This window comes from Ensifer sp. Root127 (genome assembly GCF_001425225.1).
Lineage (GTDB): Bacteria > Pseudomonadota > Alphaproteobacteria > Rhizobiales > Rhizobiaceae > Ensifer > Ensifer canadensis.
Genome location: NZ_LMDX01000018.1, coordinates 102,103 through 116,925 on the forward strand (window position 1 = coordinate 102,103; position 14,823 = coordinate 116,925).

Genomic DNA, 14,823 nt, shown 5'->3' on the forward strand with positions numbered 1-14,823 from the left:
TGCGGCACGGTGGGCGTCAAACCAGGATTGGGCGCTATACCCGCTTTTCCGTAATCATCTTAGTGCGCAAATAGGCCTCCAGTCCTTCGGCACCGCTTTCGGCTCCATAGCCCGACTGGTTCACTCCGCCGAACGGCGTCTCCGCTTCATGCACCGACGTGTGATTAATGCCGACCACGCCTGCCTCAAGTGCCTCTCCCATGTTGGAAGCTGTGGCGAGGTTTGTCGTAAAGACATAGGCCGCCAAGCCGAACGGTAGCGAATTCGCGCGTTCGACCACCTCATCGAACTGCCGGAAACTCGTGATCTGAGCCAAGGGGCCGAAAGGCTCCTCGGTCATAACGCGCGCCTGGTCTGCCACGTCCCGCAGGACCGTAGCAGCGAAGAAGTTACCCTTGCGATCAAGACGTTCGCCGCCAAGGGCTACCTTAGCACCTTTCGAGACCGCATCCGCAACATACTCGTCCATGAGGTCGAGACGGCGGCTAGTAATAAGCGGGCCCATGGCAGTGCCGGCATCAAGACCATTTCCGACAATGATCTGTTGGCTGCGCGTGACGAAACCGGCGATGAATTTTTCGTATATGCTTTCGTGAATGTAAAACCTCGTGGGCGAGGTGCAAACCTGACCGGCGTTACGGTATTTGGCGGTGACAAGAGCGTCTAGTGCATTCTCGAGATTGGCATCGTTGAAGACGATCACGGGCGCGTGCCCTCCGAGCTCCATTGTGCAGCGCTTAAGCGAGTCCGATGCTAGGCGCTGTAGAAGTTTGCCGACAGGTGTCGATCCCGTCAGAGAAACTTTTCGAGGGATGGAAGAGCCGATCAAATGTTCCGAAATCGGAGCTGGTGGTCCGAAAACCACATTCAGCGTGCCGGGGGGAACACCCGCCTCCTGAAAACAACGAGCAACTGCGACGGCGGTCCCGGGAGTTTCATCGCTCGGTTTAACAATAATACTACATCCCGCCGCGAGGGCCGCCGCAATTTTCAGGGTGACATTGCCAGCGGGAAAGTTCCAGGCCGCAAAGCCAAGGGCAGGCCCCACCGGCTCCCTAAGCACCAGCTGTCGCACATCACCTGATCGTGCTGGAATAATTCGACCATAAGCGCGCTTTCCTTCTTCTGCGTACCAGCGCGTAGCCTCGGCACAGAACTGAACTTCGCCACAGGCCTCTGCCAGAGATTTTCCGTTCTCCAGAGTGAGTGTCGTTGCTATCTCGCCTATTCGCGCCTCGAGAAGGTCGGCGGCTTTGCTTAGAACCTCCCATCGGTGTACTGCGGCGGTCGTCTTCCACGACTTGAATGCCTTATCCGCGGATTGAAGAGCTCGATCGAGGTCTTCGACGTTGGCATGGGGCACTCGCGCAATTTCGTCTCCATTGGCCGGGTTAAAGAGCGCACCCGTGACACCCGCGCCACCCTGCACCCACTCACCGTCGATGAGCATTTCCAGTTTCTCAGCGTACATATCCATCCCGCCCTTTTCGTCGCATCCTAGTCATTGGCCATTGTATAAATGATCTTCGCACTGTATGCAATTCTCACAGATTGGATAAATTACGAGCTGGAAAGCCGGGCAATGAGTGCAGGAAACGACTCTTTCGAAGTAGCTATCATCGGCGCAGGTGTGGTCGGCCTCTCAGTCGCGTACTACCTTAGCAAAAGATACGGCTGCAGCAGGATCGTTCTCATCGATCCGCGGGACCCCATGAGCTTGACGTCTGCGCAATCGGGAGAGAACTACCGAAATTGGTGGCCCCACCCGGTAATGACAGATTTCACAAACGACAGCATCAATCTGATGGAGGAAATCGCCTCCGCCACTGGCAATCGAATCGCTATGTTGCGTCGCGGTTATACCTTGATCACGCGAGACACGAACCCGACTGAGCTGATCCGTGACCTATATCGAGGCTATGGAGCCAAAGCAGGCGAATCGATCAGAATTCACGAAGGTGCAGGCGCACATTCGAGTTACAGGCCTCCGCTGTCGGCGAAGTGGGAGGATGCCCCTGAGGGTGTTGACGTGCTGCGACACACGTCTCTGATCCAAAATGCTTTCCCGACCTATGCGCCCGACGTTTCCACGGTCGTCCACGTCCGCCGCGCCGGCTCTATAAGCGGCCAGCAACTTGGCCAGTTCATGCTCGAATATGTCAGAGAAAACCGAGGGCAACTGATCCGCGGCGAACTCAGGGAAATTAGCAAAGTCGCCCCATTGTCGCTTGTTGTGGCAACAGAAGGTGGATCAAAGATCATCACCGCTGACAAGGTTGTGAACGCCGCCGGTCCCTTCCTACGGGATGTCGCCGCAATGACATGCGAAACGCTTAACGCCTCCTGCATCTATCAGCAGAAGATCGCGTTTGAAGATCGGGAGCGGGTTGTACCGCGCGATCTGCCATTCACCATCGATCTCGATGGGCAAAAGCTTCCTTGGACGGAGGAAGAAAGGGAAATACTCACGGGAGATCCAATAACTGCGGGACTGACGGAATTCATGCAAGGCGGCATCCACTGCCGCCCGGATGGAGGCGAGAACGGCAAATGGATCAAACTCGGCTGGGCTTTCAATAAGAAGCCCACCGATCCCCATGGCCCCGAGCCTATTGACGGCCAGTTTCCTGACATCGTGTTACGTGCAGCCAGCCGCCTGCAGCCAGGCCTGGCGAAATATGTCGGCAAGTTGCCGCGCGGCGCTCATCATTACGGCGGTTACTACACGGCAACTCCGGAAAACTGGCCACTCATTGGACCGATGCAGACTCCAGGAGTTTTCGTGGCGGGGGCTCTCTCGGGATTCGGCACAATGGCTGCGTGCATCACCGGTTCTCTTTGCGCGGACTGGATCGCGGGTAAACCCGTTGCGTCATATGCCCAGATGCTCGCTCCCTCTCGCTATCAGGACCCGGCCCTAATGGCGGAATTGCAGTCCCAACAAAGCCGCGGCCATCTCTAACAGCTTCGCTGGCGCCTGCGCATAAAGCTGTTTGAACAGGATTGATTTACACGGGTTCAGCGAACGAGCCAGGCTGGTTGACGTGCCTTCTGAACCCAGAGCCACTTGGGAGCTAAGATGAAGAGAGATATCGTTGTCATCGGCGGAGGAGCTATCGGCTCAGCTGTTGCTTACTACCTAAAGAGCGCCGATCCGGCTTTAGAAGTGACAGTGGTTGAGCGCGATCCAACCTATAGTCTGGCTTCGACGCCACGAGCATCCGGCGGGGTTCGCAGGCTGTTTTCAGTTCCCGAGAATATCTCTCTTTCGAACTACAGCATTCCGTTCTTCGATAATTTTGCTGAGACGATGGCTGTCGACGGGGCGCCTGCGGACATCGGTCTCAAAAAGAACGGCTATCTCTTCATCGTACCGCCATCTAGCCTCGACATGCTCAAACAGAACTATGAAACCGAGTTGAGTATGGGCTGCAACGTTGTCTGGCTGTCACCCGACGAAATTAAGCACAAGTTTCCATCGATGAACGTCTCCGATTTAGGGGCAGCGGTTCATTCTCCCGATGATGGCTGGCTGGACCCGCACAGCGTACTCATGGGCTTTCGGAAGAAGGCCCGATCACTTGGCGCATGCTTTATCGCCGACGACGTTGTCGGCCTGGATCGTACACGAACCTCCGTGACGGCGGTGAGGCTCAAATCCGGGTTGACAATCGAGGCTGACGCCTTCGTTAACGCCGCGGGAGCATGGGCGAAGGACATCTGCGCCATGCTCCATTTCAAAATCCCGATCGAGCCCCTCCGCCGCTACGAACATTATTTTGAATCAGAGGATGCAATCGAACCGCTCCCTTACCTGAAGGACCCGGAACGGCTCGCGTTCAGACCTGAAGGTAAGGGCTATTCCGGTGGCGTTCCGACACTGGAAGAGCCGCGGGGGTATAACTTCAATGTGGATTACGACTACTTTGAGAATGTGGTCTGGCCCGCTCTTGCCCACCGCTTTCCACAGTTCGAAAAGACGAAATGCAAGAATACGCTAGCGGGTCTTTATGACCAAAACGATTTCGATGGGAACGTGATTATCGGCCCCGGAGCCGACGGGCTCGAAAACTTCCACATGCTGGCAGGCTTCTCTGGACATGGACTCATGCATGCACCGGGATGCGGTCTTGCGATCACCGAACTGTTGCTCAAAGGACGATACGAAACCATTGATTTGACGCGTTTTGGCTGGCGGAGGATCCTGGATGGGAGACCACTTCCCGAGCGGGGTATCATCTAAGCTTGACAAGGCGGCGCTGTCTTCGGCGCCGCCTTGGATTTCGCATTAGCGATGACGGGTGGCAGCACGGAGCGACCTTTGGGTACCGTCGATGTGCTTTTCCAACAAAGCTAGGGCTTCGGCAACTTCACCTTCTTTGCATAACCTGAGCAAATCGGCATGATCCTGCTGCGGCCTTGCTTTGCCTGTAGACAGCGAAACTTGTTGCCTCGTGAAACGGTTCACATGACCGTAATTGGATTCGATCATGCTGAGCAGTCGTGGGCGATTGCAAGGCGAGTAAATCGACCAGTGGAACCGCCAGTTCATCTCCCCCCATGTCGCTGGATCGGGGGCTGCGTCATAGGCCTTCAGTATCTCTTCGGCGAGCTCGAAATCTTCGACTGCCATATTTGGGATAGCCAGCTTCAGAGCGCGACATTCGAGCGCGATTCTGATATCGAGCATTTCAAGCACGTCATCAATCGATAAGCCTCTAACTACTGCGCCCTTGTTCGCTTGCAGCTCTATGAGCCCCTCGCTCTCCAGCTGCCGTAGCGCCTCCCGGACGGGTATCCGCGAGGTTCCGAATTGCTCCGCTAGCTCATCTTGGCGTAGTTGTTGCCCCTCCTGATATTTTCCTGCAAGTATTGCTTCCCTTAAGCCGTCACGGACGAGTTCGGGCGCAGACTTGCGCGCTTCGCGTGCCTCAAGGGCCATCTTCCATCTCCTGGCATCTAACTGTATTAAATGACAGCGTTCTGTATAAACATGTCAACTAGGTCAATTCCCTTTGGCTGCCCAGCATGGTCGTGGAAGGTCTGATTGGGCGGTGACACTCAATGCCGTCTGCCGCGCGCCGGACGATTGTTTTGGGGTAAACGTCCCGTCGAACTCTTGTCGCAATGCCCCTACAACCACAGCACCGACTTCGTCTAAGTCATCAAGGGCCACCAGGCGAATTTCTAGCTCCTGAAGTTGAGGAAACCTGTGTTGCTCATCGAGTACTACCATCTCGTCGGCCATAAACGAACGAAACATTGGCGCAACAGCGACGTCAGCAATGACGGCGGCCCGCCGTACATTCGGCGAAGCGCTCGCATAGGCTATTCGAAATCTTCTACCAACCCTCTCAAGTTCAGCGAGTGCATCTACATGCCAACCCACGCTGTCGGGTGGAACCGCAATGGGTAGGGGGTCACGCTCGAAAGCGCGGCCAAAAAGCCCTCCCGCCCAAACCGGACGATCAACTCCTATTACGGTCCCGCGACCATTTCCGTTCCCGGAAGATACGACTACGGAAATTTCGAGTTCACCGCGATCAAAGCGACCGAGAAGGTTCAAAACAGAGTCGCTCACAACCTCTATTGCGATGCCGGGGTGACGAGAAGCGACCCTCCGGACTATCCGTGATGTTCGATACTCATCAACATCCCATGGAATTCCGACTTTGATCGAACGGCAAAAATGCGGTTCGCGCATCACAGCTACGGTCTCGTTGGATAGATCTAAAAGCTGACGGGCGTAAACAAGAAGCCTCCGGCCGGCCGTCGTTAAAGTGAGAGATCGGCTTGTTCGGTCGATCAAAGTCGTCCTGAGCAGACTCTCCAGCTTCTTTATCTGCACCGAAACGGCAGTGGGAGAGCGTCCAACAACGCACGCGCCAGCTACGAAGCTGTGCTCGTCAACGACGGACACAAACGTTCGAAGGTTTTCGACCGGCAGAACAGTAGGATACTTGGGTGCGCTCACGACTATACCCCAAGAAAGCCAAATACGGTTTCGGCGAGGCCCGCGGTCATCGCATAGGTGAAACGTGGGCGCGCGTGCGGGCTGCCCCCGTATGCATGGATAATGAACTGCGTCATCATTGCCTCCAACGGCGAGAACAAGAAAATCGAAAACTTGCACGACACTTAAACTGCATATAAACGCAATATATCTTATATAATAAACCGTCGTCAGGATCCAATCCACAGAGCGCGTGTCACGCGGCGGTCCGAGGGTAAACGAAGCGGCGTATTGTTCGCCCGCCTCAGTCGGATTGGCGCCATCTCGGATCGAACTTGGGGAAGTGTCCCGATCAATCCCGCGCCGTGAAAAGCCTCTGACGAGGCCAAACTTGAGACAGGCTCGAGATTGGCTCCACGCAACCGAAGTGAGCACAGGAAGATAGATACAGATGCCTTGGATTAGAGTTGACCTTTCGGACGGAAGAACCCAAGAACAAAAAAGGAAAGCGGCTGCCGCCATCACGGACGCGATGGTAGAATTCTGCAACTGCACGCCGGAGTCCGTCAGCATCGTCTTTCAGGACGTTTCTGCCGAAAATTGGGCTATTGGCGGCCAACTGCTTTCCGAAAAGCTGCGAGCTCCGAGTAAGTAAGTGCGGAGCGTCGCCACTGCCATCGGAGACAATTCTGAAACATTACTGTCTGGATCAAATGGCAGTCTTGAATGGGACTGCCTCCGGTTCCTACCTCAACCACCCGTATGCTTTCACTGCGAAGGCGACCGTTGTTAGGTTGCCGAATGCGCGGCCTTGCATCCCGCCGACCGTTAAAACTTGCACCTTGGGGTTAAGGCCAGTGCCTAACTTTCATTTAGTCCGGCATACGCGCCGTTCTCGCAACGCACTGACGCACACCCCAGCTTCACCACCGTAGCGCTCGACGCCGGTTAGAAAGAGTGGTAAGCGTCCGCTAACGACGACACCATCGTCGCGACCATCATACGCCTGCGCACTAAACTTATAGTCGACGGCTCATTAACTCGACAACGCGCGAGTGAATGCGTAAAAAAGTATTCCCTAACACAGGAGCACATCTTGAAGACGAACATTATCCTCACGATTTCATTCTTAGCGGCGATCGTCAGCGGCATTACACAGGCCTACGCACACGGGGGCGGCCTGGATGAGAACGGTTGTCACCATGATCGCAAGCGTGGGGGATACCATTGTCACTGATCCCGGCCGTTGACTCTGCAACGCCTAAAGCAGGGTCAATTTCGGCGGGGCACGCGGCAGCTTTGAACGGCATTGACAGTGAAACTAGATGAGAAGTCGAGATTGGCTCTAAAAGCCTAGTGCGCGCCGGTCAGGACATCGAAAGCCACGACTACAACACTGGGATTGCCGTGATGTAGATGCAATTAACGTTCGGCGGACTGGATCGTGGTCGTGGAGGTCTACGGCTGCCCGCCGGACGATACAGCACGTCAGAGATGGATGATTGACCGCACGACCACATTGGGCCGTCGGCGGACCGCATGTCAAACCAACGGCCACAGAGCCGTGTCGAGGCTACATCGATCATATCCGTTAAACATTTCCCTTGTCCTCCGGAGCCCCAGGATACATGCTTTAACTCCATCCCCGGTTACCTGCTACGTTCGGGCTTGCTTGCCGATAGAACTATTGCTGAAGTAGGTTTGAATGGATCCAAATAAATGGAAGTTGGCGATAGCCGGGTTTCTCAGGCAAGACGTACCGTCTACTGTGGATTATCTCGGGGTGGCGCGAAAGCTAATTGAATGGAACGGCTTGGTCTCCAAGGCACCCCTCGGCATTCTTACGGCGTTCGACTCGGTCGCAGAACCAACGATCGCCAAGAGCAAGGAATTGTGGATAGCCGCCCTTACCGCGGGTAGCCTACCGGCTGTTGATTTTGGGGAAACTGATCGCGCCATCGCTACCCGACTCGTCGCACTAACCCGCGCATTGGACGAGATCCTATTGGTGGAAGCTAAGAGCGCTCGCTTCGCGGGAAACCCGGATGAGTGGATAGTCGACGACTTCTATGTAATCCCTCGCAAGACGCTACCACCCTGGCGCAAGCCAAAGCTTAAAGATGGCTACGGAAGGAGGGGTGTCCTACGACATCGGATCTTGCCACGCACCTGGTCCGGTCTTCGAGTCCTCCCCACATTCATGGAAACGATGGCCGACCACGACGCTAGGCCGCCGGTCGGCTTTGGAGCAGCTTTCTTCAGCGGATTTTCGCTCAAGCTCGGCAGTAGTTCGGATGGTACGTTTTTTGCGGAAGAAGCCTATCACGACGACGCAAGAGGCAATGTCGAGCATCAGCTCGATGCAAGTGGCCGTGACGGATGCTTCAACATTGTGTGGCCCGAGCTGACCGTCCCGGGGACATTGCGCGACCACATCGTGTCAACCCTTAAGGCAAACATTTTGAAGGCTTCCCCGGCGTCCTATCCCGATATCGTCGTCGCGGGCAGTTGGCACGAGGACATCGGGGGTGCGCGGCGGAACGTTGCGCGGATTTATAACGGATTCGGCTCAGAGAAAGTAAGGCACGAAAAGGTCGTTCGGTTCTACCACGAAGAGGTAGGTGACGAAGATATCGAGAGCGGTGGTAACATTCCTGTTCTTGTGACTGATAACCACGTCGTTGCTTTTGGGATTTGTAAAGACTTTTGCGGCCAGTCCACGCTGCCTCCTTACCTCGGACTAAACGTAGACTGCGTCTTGGTTCCTTCGATGGGAGATGATCGCGTGGCGGCCGCTCACAGAACCGCAGCAGAAATGTTGCGGAACGGAAACGGTGCTCGCGCATTTGTCGTTCAGCAGATGTTTAAGGCGCAGAATGATGTTGTCGCTTTCGTGTTGCCGCCCAATGCTATTCAAGGTGAGCCTCTTATTTCATTGAAAAGTGGGGAAATCTGGAGGGCATTTAGTGGACTGTAAAGATTTCAGGGCATATGACGATAAAATGTAATGAAATGAAAGATCACAAAGTGGACGAACGCACTCTCGATCTAATCGCCCTGACTGATGTTTCGGTTCAGGACGCCCACGCGCTCATAGCCGAGGCATTGAAGGATGATAGCAAGCGCACAGCTCAAAAGATCTGTTCGGTCATGAGAGAGTGGGTTTGGAATGCGCTGAATGAGCGTCGCCGGGATGCTGAGTTGAAGCAGTGGTATAAGTTGCTTCAACGGACATCTTCATACTTGGAGGACCGTCACGCGCTTGAGGCCGAACGCCTGAAGTTGCTGTACGAACTTGTTTACGAATCCATCTCGGCGTCTCAAATAATGAGGCCCGTCGATATCGTAAAAAGAAGTCACGTACAAGAAATCTTGGTCATGTTGCTGGAAGAACGTGACCAAACTCTCGGGCGCGTAGCGATTTCCACACAACTTAAAATCAAGGACGCGAACCTGAGCAGAGTCCTAAAGCTCATGTTAGCCAGCGGACTTGTCGAGCGGCTCAGACTTGGTCGGACCGCAGATTTTAAGTTGACCACCGAGGGCTGCGTCCAAGCACGAAAATTAAGCGGGAACGACGAAGCCCGCCGTGCCGAAGAGAGAGATGAGCGCGAGCACAACAACCATCTCCCACCCGTCGTCATCCTGGGCGGCCACGGGTGGTTCGATCCTGACCACGTTGCGGTAAGTGCTAAAGGGTTGGCCAAAAAGTCCCTCAAATCAATGGCTTCGTCGTCAAAGTCATTCGTCCTGCCCCGGATTACCGAGAAGAGTTTGATCGGAGGCGCAGAATATGAATTCGAAGACTGAACAAAGAAGAACTTCGCCGGACGATAGCCCCGAGAGTGATGGCGTCAAAATTCCACATCTGAAGGTCGCCGGCGATATACTCAGTAAGGTTCAGGTCATCGAAGCGGTTTCGAGCTCCTTGTTGGTAGGATTGGCCGAACTGGATGAGGCGAAGGCGAAGGTCCTGGTCCCCTTTGTTGCGCTACGCCTGTTTGGCTCGTCGTATCATGAAGATAGTGAAAGCCAAGTCCTTCATGATTCGGTCCTCACGCTCGAGAACACCGCGTTTTTCATAGCAGAACTGGCCAACGGGCTGAAACAAGCTGTCGATGAATTGGGCGAGCTATCGGGCGGCAAGATGCGGCCCGAGCCCCAGCGGCTTCTCGCGATGAAGCGACTGATCGAGGATATGAACAAAACGCTCGGAGCGATAGACACCGGATTGGACGCCTTGGTGGCTACTATCGACCGGTGAACGCGGTCTAGCAGGCTGTTGAAAAAGGAGCTGGCCTGAAGGCTTTAGCCATGATTCATTGGCTTCGTGAGTTTCGGAGTTGATGGATGCGCGGCGGCGATGTGAGGACGGGTGAACTCTTCAGCTATGTTGATCTGGAGGATCGTGTTCGTCGTGATCATCCGCTGCGGGCAATCCGGCAGATCGTGAACGAGGCGCTGGTTTTGCTGGAACGGGAGTTTGCCGCGCTCTATTCGCCGATCGGGCGGCCATCGATCGCGCCTGAGAAGCTTCTGCGCGCCATGCTTCTGCAGGCCTTCTATTCGATCCGCTCTGAGCGGCTTTTGATGGAGCGGCTGGAATACGACCTTCTGTTCCGCTGGTTCGTTGGCATTGGCATTGACGATCCAGCTTGGGACCATTCGGTGTTTTCGAAGAACCGCGACCGGCTGCTGGAGGGCGACATTGCTGCGAAGTTCCTCGGTGTGATCCTGGCGCAGCCCAAGGTGAAGCGGCTGCTGTCAACTGACCACTTCTCTGTCGATGGCACGCTGATCGAAGCCTGGGCGTCGATCAAGAGCTTCAAGCCGAAGGACGGCTCGGGCGAGCCACCGTCGGATGCCGGCGGCCGGAATGTGGAAGCAGACTTTCATGGCGAAAGGCGTTCCAACGAGACGCATGCTTCAACGACTGACCCAGACGCAAGACTTTATAAGAAGGGCAAAGGCAAGGAGGCCAAGCTGTGCTTCATGGGGCATGGGCTGATGGAGAACCGCCATGGCCTGCTGGTCGATGCCTATCTGACAGAGGCCAGCGGCTATGCCGAACGGGTCGCGGCGCTGCACATGATCGAACCCTTCTCCGGCCGGCCACGAGCGATCACGCTGGGTGCCGACAAGGCCTATGACACAAAGGACTTCGTCAAAGATTTGCGGTCGATGAAGGTGACGCCCCATGTGGCGCAGAACCTCAATGGTCGCCGCTCGGCCATCGACGAGCGCACGACGCGCCATTCCGGCTATCGGGTCAGCTTGCGCATCCGCAAGCGCATCGAGGAGGCGTTCGGCTGGATCAAGACCGTCGCCGGACAGGACAAGACCAAGTTCCGTGGCCGCGACCGCGTCGGATGGGCTTTCACCTTCGCGGCCGCCGCTTACAATCTGGTACGGCTACCGAAACTGATGGCGGTGCTGTCATGAGCGCGGCGTCGAATTGCCACCTGATTGGCCGCTGGCGGATCGTTGAGGCCGATCTGTGGGATCGGGACTATCTCGACCTGATCGAGCCCGCCACAATCACCATCGGGGCCAACGGTCATGGCGAAATCGCCTTCGGTGCGATGCAAGCAGGCCTCGATCTCGCCTACAGCACGTCCATGGTCTCCTTCACATGGGCCGGATGCGACGAAATGGACGAGGTCTCAGGTGACGGTCATGCCGAATTGCTCGACAGCGGCTCGATCGAGATCACTTTCGCTTATCACAACGGCGACGAGGCCATACTCAATGCCAAACGGGAGACTTCTTCAACGGCCTGCTAGACATGGCAAGGCAGCGGTTAGTTGGATACGTGCCTCGGTTCGTCCCACTTATCGGATCAATCCCGGCCGGATCGCCTCTGCGACCCCGACGGTTACAACTCTGAAGTTTGCCTGTTAGCTATCTCTTCACTGGTCAAACCGTTGCTCGCGTATTGTAAAGATAGTAGTTCCCCGGCCGTAAGCCTGCTGGACCGCTTCGCGGCCCAGCAATGGGTCGTCATTGCAGCGTGAAGTGGCTGCGTTGAAGGAAACGAAGGCCGTGCGGATTATTCGTTCCAGGATTACCAACGAAAAACGAATTCGACCATGATTCCTCGCTTGGGTTGTGTCCGATTTCGCCGGCGCTTGACACGTTCTGGCTCCCAGGGCCTCCTAGCTAGAGGCTTTGGCTCGATCATGCTTCCTTGCAGGCCTACTCCCTCCCATACGGCCCGGTCGGCCCGAAGGCTTTGCCACGGCCCGACAAACGGCTCCGATGGTACATCGCTGCTGATCGGTAAGCGTGAAGGTCGAGACCGGCGACGCCCTGATTACAGGCTACCGTGACTGCGATTTCCACGATCTCGGCCTGCGATCCTTCGAGAATGCTCGGGTGGCCGACGATGCGGCCCGGAAACGAATAATATCGGATAGGCGTTCCTTCCAGCAGCGGCAGGACATCTTCTGCGTGGGTACCGCCGAGCAGATAATCGACGCCGAGGTCGATCGCCGCCTTGACCGGCAAGGCCAATCCCGTACGTCGAACGGCAAACCGACATCCTTGAAGCCGATATGGCGGATGCCGGCACGGAGCGCAGATTCCGCATGCGCTATGCGCTGCCGCATCCGGCACGGTGCGATCGTTGCGGGGTCAACATGAAAGATGAAATCGAAGTCTTTCATAGGTGTTGACTTTCAGGTTCGGTAGAGCGGCCTTCAGCCGTTCGGCATAATCGAAGGCGCTCTCAAGGCTGGAGGGGTCGGCAATGCCGCGCCCCGCGATGTCAAAGGCGGTGCCATGATCCGGGCTGGTTCTCACGAACGGCAGGCCGAGTGTGACGTTCACACCCTTGTCCAGTCCCATGTATTTGACGGGGATGAGCCCCTGGTCGTGATATTGCGCGACCACGATGTCGAAGCGGCCCTTGCGCGCCTGCATAAACACCGTGTCGCCTGGCCACGGCCCGGACACGTCGATACCCTCGGCGCGGGCCGCTTCGATTGCGGGACGAATGATTCGGACTTCCTCGTCGCCGAAGAGACCGCCCTCGCCAGCATGCGGGTTTAGGCCCGCGACAGCAACGCGCGGATGGGCAATACCGAGTGAACGCGCGCCATCATGGGCTAGTCGGATCGCGTCCATCTGCGCGGCGAAGTCTCCCCTGCGGATCGCTTCGGCCAGCGAGCAGTGGATGGTGACAAGGACCGTTCGGATGTCCTCGTTCGCCAGCATCATGGCGACCCTGGCAGCGCCGCCATGGTCGGCGAGGATTTCCGTATGGCCGGGATAATGCAGCCCGGCGGCAGCGAGCGCCTCCTTGTGGATCGGCGCGGTGACAATGCCGCCCACGCCGACGTCCCGCGCTAGTCGGATCGCCGTGACGATGGCGTCGAACGCCGCCTGTCCGCTGACCGCCGAGACCTGGCCGACGGGCGGAAGATCCGAAAGTCGCGAGGAGGCCAGCACATTGAGGGTGCCATCGGCAAACACGGCGTCGTCGGTGGAGGAAACCCGGCGAACCCACATGTCCGCACCGAGGGCGGAAACGGCATGCTCCATCACCAGCGGATCGCCGATGACGATCCAGCGCCGTTTGTCTGGGCGGCGCAGACACATTTTGGCGACGATCTCGGGACCGATGCCGGAGGGATCGCCCATGGTCACGGCGAGAGGCGCGTCATTGGCAGTCATCAAGCAGAGCCTTTCGTGAAAACGGTTTGGCTAGCAGGTCGCGGGCGGCATCAAGAAGTGTCGAGGGCGAGCCGAAACCGCCCGCCTTCATACCGATAATGATCGGCGTTCCACCCACCTGCTCGCCGCGACCGACCGGAAAGCCGGGCTCCAGTTCGCGGATGAGAACGAAACTGGTGATGCCAAGTCGGTCGAGGATCCCTGCCATGGTCTCGCCGCCGGTGGCGATCAAAACGTCATAGTCATGGCGCGCAAGCGCGGCCGCCGCCTGTGCGGCCAGGTCCGCCAACACGAGTCCGGCATCCTTCTGCCGTTGCAGCGGTGTGCGAAGGCAAAGAATGGAGGCATCACCGGGAGCGTTGGTCATATCGGTGACGACGGGAACGCCTTGCGCCCGCAAAGCGTCACATTGGGCGTGGGAGACGGGATTGGCGCTTCCGGCGACGATCAGTACGCGCTTTCCCGTTACGACCGACTCTAGCCGTCTGGCTGATCCAGCGCCGACCAGCGTTGCGAGCGCGATAGCAAGCCCGGGCGAGCCGACCCAAAGGACGTTTTCGGGATCAGGAATGCGAGCCAATTGCCGGTTCAGTGTCTGCTGGCAGTCGGCATCGAGGATCACGATGGGCGCGCTCGCAGTTTGCCGCGCTGCTGAGTCAGGAGGGTCGTGGGGGAGAATGACTGGCCGGCCCAATGACGAGTCAATCAACTCGGCAATCCGTGACGTGCGCGCTGGATGGACCGGGTCACGGCCGTAGTCGCTGTCGCTGACGGGAATACCGTTGACCGACTGGATGCCCCCGATGGTCAGCCGCCCGGCCTCGGGAAAGGCCGGGGCGACGACAAGTCGACTTCGGCCGCTCGCCCGGAAGGCGGCGGCGATTTCCTCGCGGATATAGCCGCGCAGAGTCGAGTCGACCGTCTTGAACAGAAAGGCGGCATCCACGAGCGCTGAAACAGCTGCGGTTGTCGCTTGTGCCGCCTCCGCGATGGGCGAGGCACGGCTGTTCGTGTCGATCGAAACGACGGCCATTTTCCGCAGGCCGTTGGCATCGCGGACGATCAGCGGGGCATGGCCTTTCGCCAAAAAGGGCGCCGCTCCATCGGTGGAGCTTGTCAGATCGTCGGCCACGATTCCAACGTGGATGGATGTGTTCTGCTTCATGTTGGGTGACATTATCAGAACAGTGAAAATG

At 57.0% G+C, this 14,823-nt stretch carries 15 protein-coding genes; 9 read left to right on the plus strand and 6 right to left on the minus strand.

The features are described from left to right. Positions 1-34: 34 nt before the first annotated feature. The gene (locus ASD03_RS20105) at positions 35-1,477 is read right to left on the minus strand and encodes an NAD-dependent succinate-semialdehyde dehydrogenase (protein ID WP_156408016.1); all 1,443 of its coding nucleotides are present in this window, start codon (positions 1,475-1,477) and stop codon (positions 35-37) included. 42 nt (positions 1,478-1,519) lie between these two features. On the opposite strand from ASD03_RS20105, the gene ASD03_RS20110 reads away from it, so the two are divergent. Together ASD03_RS20110 and ASD03_RS20115 are read left to right on the plus strand one after the other, a co-directional pair. Further along, entirely contained in the window at positions 1,520-2,962 is a 1,443-nt protein-coding gene (locus ASD03_RS20110) for an FAD-binding oxidoreductase (RefSeq protein ID WP_348523275.1), read from the plus strand. Positions 2,963-3,079: 117 nt separating this feature from the next. Beyond that, on the plus strand, positions 3,080-4,243 hold the full coding sequence (locus ASD03_RS20115) for an FAD-dependent oxidoreductase (protein WP_057215597.1): 1,164 nt from the start codon (positions 3,080-3,082) through the stop codon (positions 4,241-4,243). A gap of 45 nt (positions 4,244-4,288) precedes the next feature. Here the strand turns inward: ASD03_RS20115 and ASD03_RS20120 are convergent, their stop codons facing one another. After that, positions 4,289-4,942 carry a GntR family transcriptional regulator gene (locus ASD03_RS20120; RefSeq protein ID WP_057215600.1) on the minus strand — a complete coding sequence of 218 codons (654 nt, stop codon included), beginning with the start codon at positions 4,940-4,942 and terminating at the stop codon, positions 4,289-4,291. A gap of 63 nt (positions 4,943-5,005) precedes the next feature. Beyond that, positions 5,006-5,974: a LysR family transcriptional regulator gene (locus ASD03_RS39150; RefSeq protein WP_162250524.1), complete on the minus strand. Its 969-nt coding sequence runs from the start codon at positions 5,972-5,974 to the stop codon at positions 5,006-5,008. A 430-nt stretch (positions 5,975-6,404) separates the two neighbouring features. Between ASD03_RS39150 and ASD03_RS20125 the strand changes: the two genes are divergently transcribed. The 7 genes from ASD03_RS20125 to ASD03_RS20150 all read left to right on the plus strand — a co-directional run bounded on the left by ASD03_RS20125 (position 6,405) and on the right by ASD03_RS20150 (position 11,736). After that, positions 6,405-6,608 carry a tautomerase family protein gene (locus ASD03_RS20125; RefSeq protein ID WP_057215603.1) on the plus strand — a complete coding sequence of 68 codons (204 nt, stop codon included), beginning with the start codon at positions 6,405-6,407 and terminating at the stop codon, positions 6,606-6,608. A 441-nt stretch (positions 6,609-7,049) separates the two neighbouring features. Continuing rightward, positions 7,050-7,190: a YHYH domain-containing protein gene (locus ASD03_RS37965; RefSeq protein ID WP_156408018.1), complete on the plus strand. Its 141-nt coding sequence runs from the start codon at positions 7,050-7,052 to the stop codon at positions 7,188-7,190. Between the two features lie 468 nt (positions 7,191-7,658). Next, positions 7,659-8,930, plus strand: a complete 1,272-nt coding sequence (locus ASD03_RS20130) for a hypothetical protein (RefSeq protein WP_057215606.1) — start codon at positions 7,659-7,661, stop codon at positions 8,928-8,930. A 35-nt stretch (positions 8,931-8,965) separates the two neighbouring features. Continuing rightward, positions 8,966-9,763 carry a hypothetical protein gene (locus ASD03_RS20135; RefSeq protein WP_156408019.1) on the plus strand — a complete coding sequence of 266 codons (798 nt, stop codon included), beginning with the start codon at positions 8,966-8,968 and terminating at the stop codon, positions 9,761-9,763. Beyond that, positions 9,747-10,217, plus strand: a complete 471-nt coding sequence (locus ASD03_RS20140) for a hypothetical protein (RefSeq protein ID WP_057215614.1) — start codon at positions 9,747-9,749, stop codon at positions 10,215-10,217. The genes ASD03_RS20135 and ASD03_RS20140 overlap by 17 nt, the downstream gene beginning before the upstream one ends. Positions 10,218-10,303: 86 nt before the next feature. Beyond that, positions 10,304-11,395 carry an IS5 family transposase gene (locus ASD03_RS20145; RefSeq protein ID WP_057215618.1) on the plus strand — a complete coding sequence of 364 codons (1,092 nt, stop codon included), beginning with the start codon at positions 10,304-10,306 and terminating at the stop codon, positions 11,393-11,395. Continuing rightward, the gene (locus ASD03_RS20150) at positions 11,392-11,736 is read left to right on the plus strand and encodes a hypothetical protein (protein WP_057215623.1); all 345 of its coding nucleotides are present in this window, start codon (positions 11,392-11,394) and stop codon (positions 11,734-11,736) included. The genes ASD03_RS20145 and ASD03_RS20150 overlap by 4 nt, the downstream gene beginning before the upstream one ends. Before the next feature lie 412 nt (positions 11,737-12,148). Here ASD03_RS20150 and ASD03_RS40015 read toward each other — a convergent pair whose 3' ends face one another. The 3 genes from ASD03_RS40015 to ASD03_RS20165 all read right to left on the minus strand — a co-directional run bounded on the left by ASD03_RS40015 (position 12,149) and on the right by ASD03_RS20165 (position 14,804). After that, positions 12,149-12,460 (minus strand): hypothetical protein, encoded by a 312-nt coding sequence (locus tag ASD03_RS40015; RefSeq protein ID WP_200957337.1) that lies wholly within the window; start codon positions 12,458-12,460, stop codon positions 12,149-12,151. Positions 12,461-12,586: 126 nt separating this feature from the next. Further along, positions 12,587-13,627: a 4-hydroxythreonine-4-phosphate dehydrogenase PdxA gene (pdxA, locus tag ASD03_RS20160; RefSeq protein ID WP_057215629.1), complete on the minus strand. Its 1,041-nt coding sequence runs from the start codon at positions 13,625-13,627 to the stop codon at positions 12,587-12,589. Beyond that, positions 13,614-14,804, minus strand: coding sequence for a four-carbon acid sugar kinase family protein (locus ASD03_RS20165; protein ID WP_057215632.1), 1,191 nt, complete (start codon positions 14,802-14,804; stop codon positions 13,614-13,616). Before ASD03_RS20165 ends, pdxA begins: the two co-directional genes overlap by 14 nt. Between the last annotated feature and the right edge of the window lie 19 nt (positions 14,805-14,823).

Bases quoted from the DNA above. Each gene is read 5' to 3' on its own strand.
- ASD03_RS20105 (WP_156408016.1), bottom strand. From the start codon at position 1,477: ATGGATATGTACGCTGAGAAACTGGAAATGCTCATCGACGGTGAGTGG.
- ASD03_RS20110 (WP_348523275.1), top strand. From the start codon at position 1,520: ATGATCTTCGCACTGTATGCAATTCTCACAGATTGGATAAATTACGAG.
- ASD03_RS20115 (WP_057215597.1), top strand. From the start codon at position 3,080: ATGAAGAGAGATATCGTTGTCATCGGCGGAGGAGCTATCGGCTCAGCT.
- ASD03_RS20120 (WP_057215600.1), bottom strand. From the start codon at position 4,942: ATGGCCCTTGAGGCACGCGAAGCGCGCAAGTCTGCGCCCGAACTCGTC.
- ASD03_RS20125 (WP_057215603.1), top strand. From the start codon at position 6,405: ATGCCTTGGATTAGAGTTGACCTTTCGGACGGAAGAACCCAAGAACAA.
- ASD03_RS20130 (WP_057215606.1), top strand. From the start codon at position 7,659: ATGGATCCAAATAAATGGAAGTTGGCGATAGCCGGGTTTCTCAGGCAA.
- ASD03_RS20135 (WP_156408019.1), top strand. From the start codon at position 8,966: ATGAAAGATCACAAAGTGGACGAACGCACTCTCGATCTAATCGCCCTG.
- ASD03_RS20140 (WP_057215614.1), top strand. From the start codon at position 9,747: ATGAATTCGAAGACTGAACAAAGAAGAACTTCGCCGGACGATAGCCCC.
- ASD03_RS20145 (WP_057215618.1), top strand. From the start codon at position 10,304: ATGCGCGGCGGCGATGTGAGGACGGGTGAACTCTTCAGCTATGTTGAT.
- ASD03_RS20150 (WP_057215623.1), top strand. From the start codon at position 11,392: ATGAGCGCGGCGTCGAATTGCCACCTGATTGGCCGCTGGCGGATCGTT.
- pdxA (WP_057215629.1), bottom strand. From the start codon at position 13,627: ATGACTGCCAATGACGCGCCTCTCGCCGTGACCATGGGCGATCCCTCC.
- ASD03_RS20165 (WP_057215632.1), bottom strand. From the start codon at position 14,804: ATGTCACCCAACATGAAGCAGAACACATCCATCCACGTTGGAATCGTG.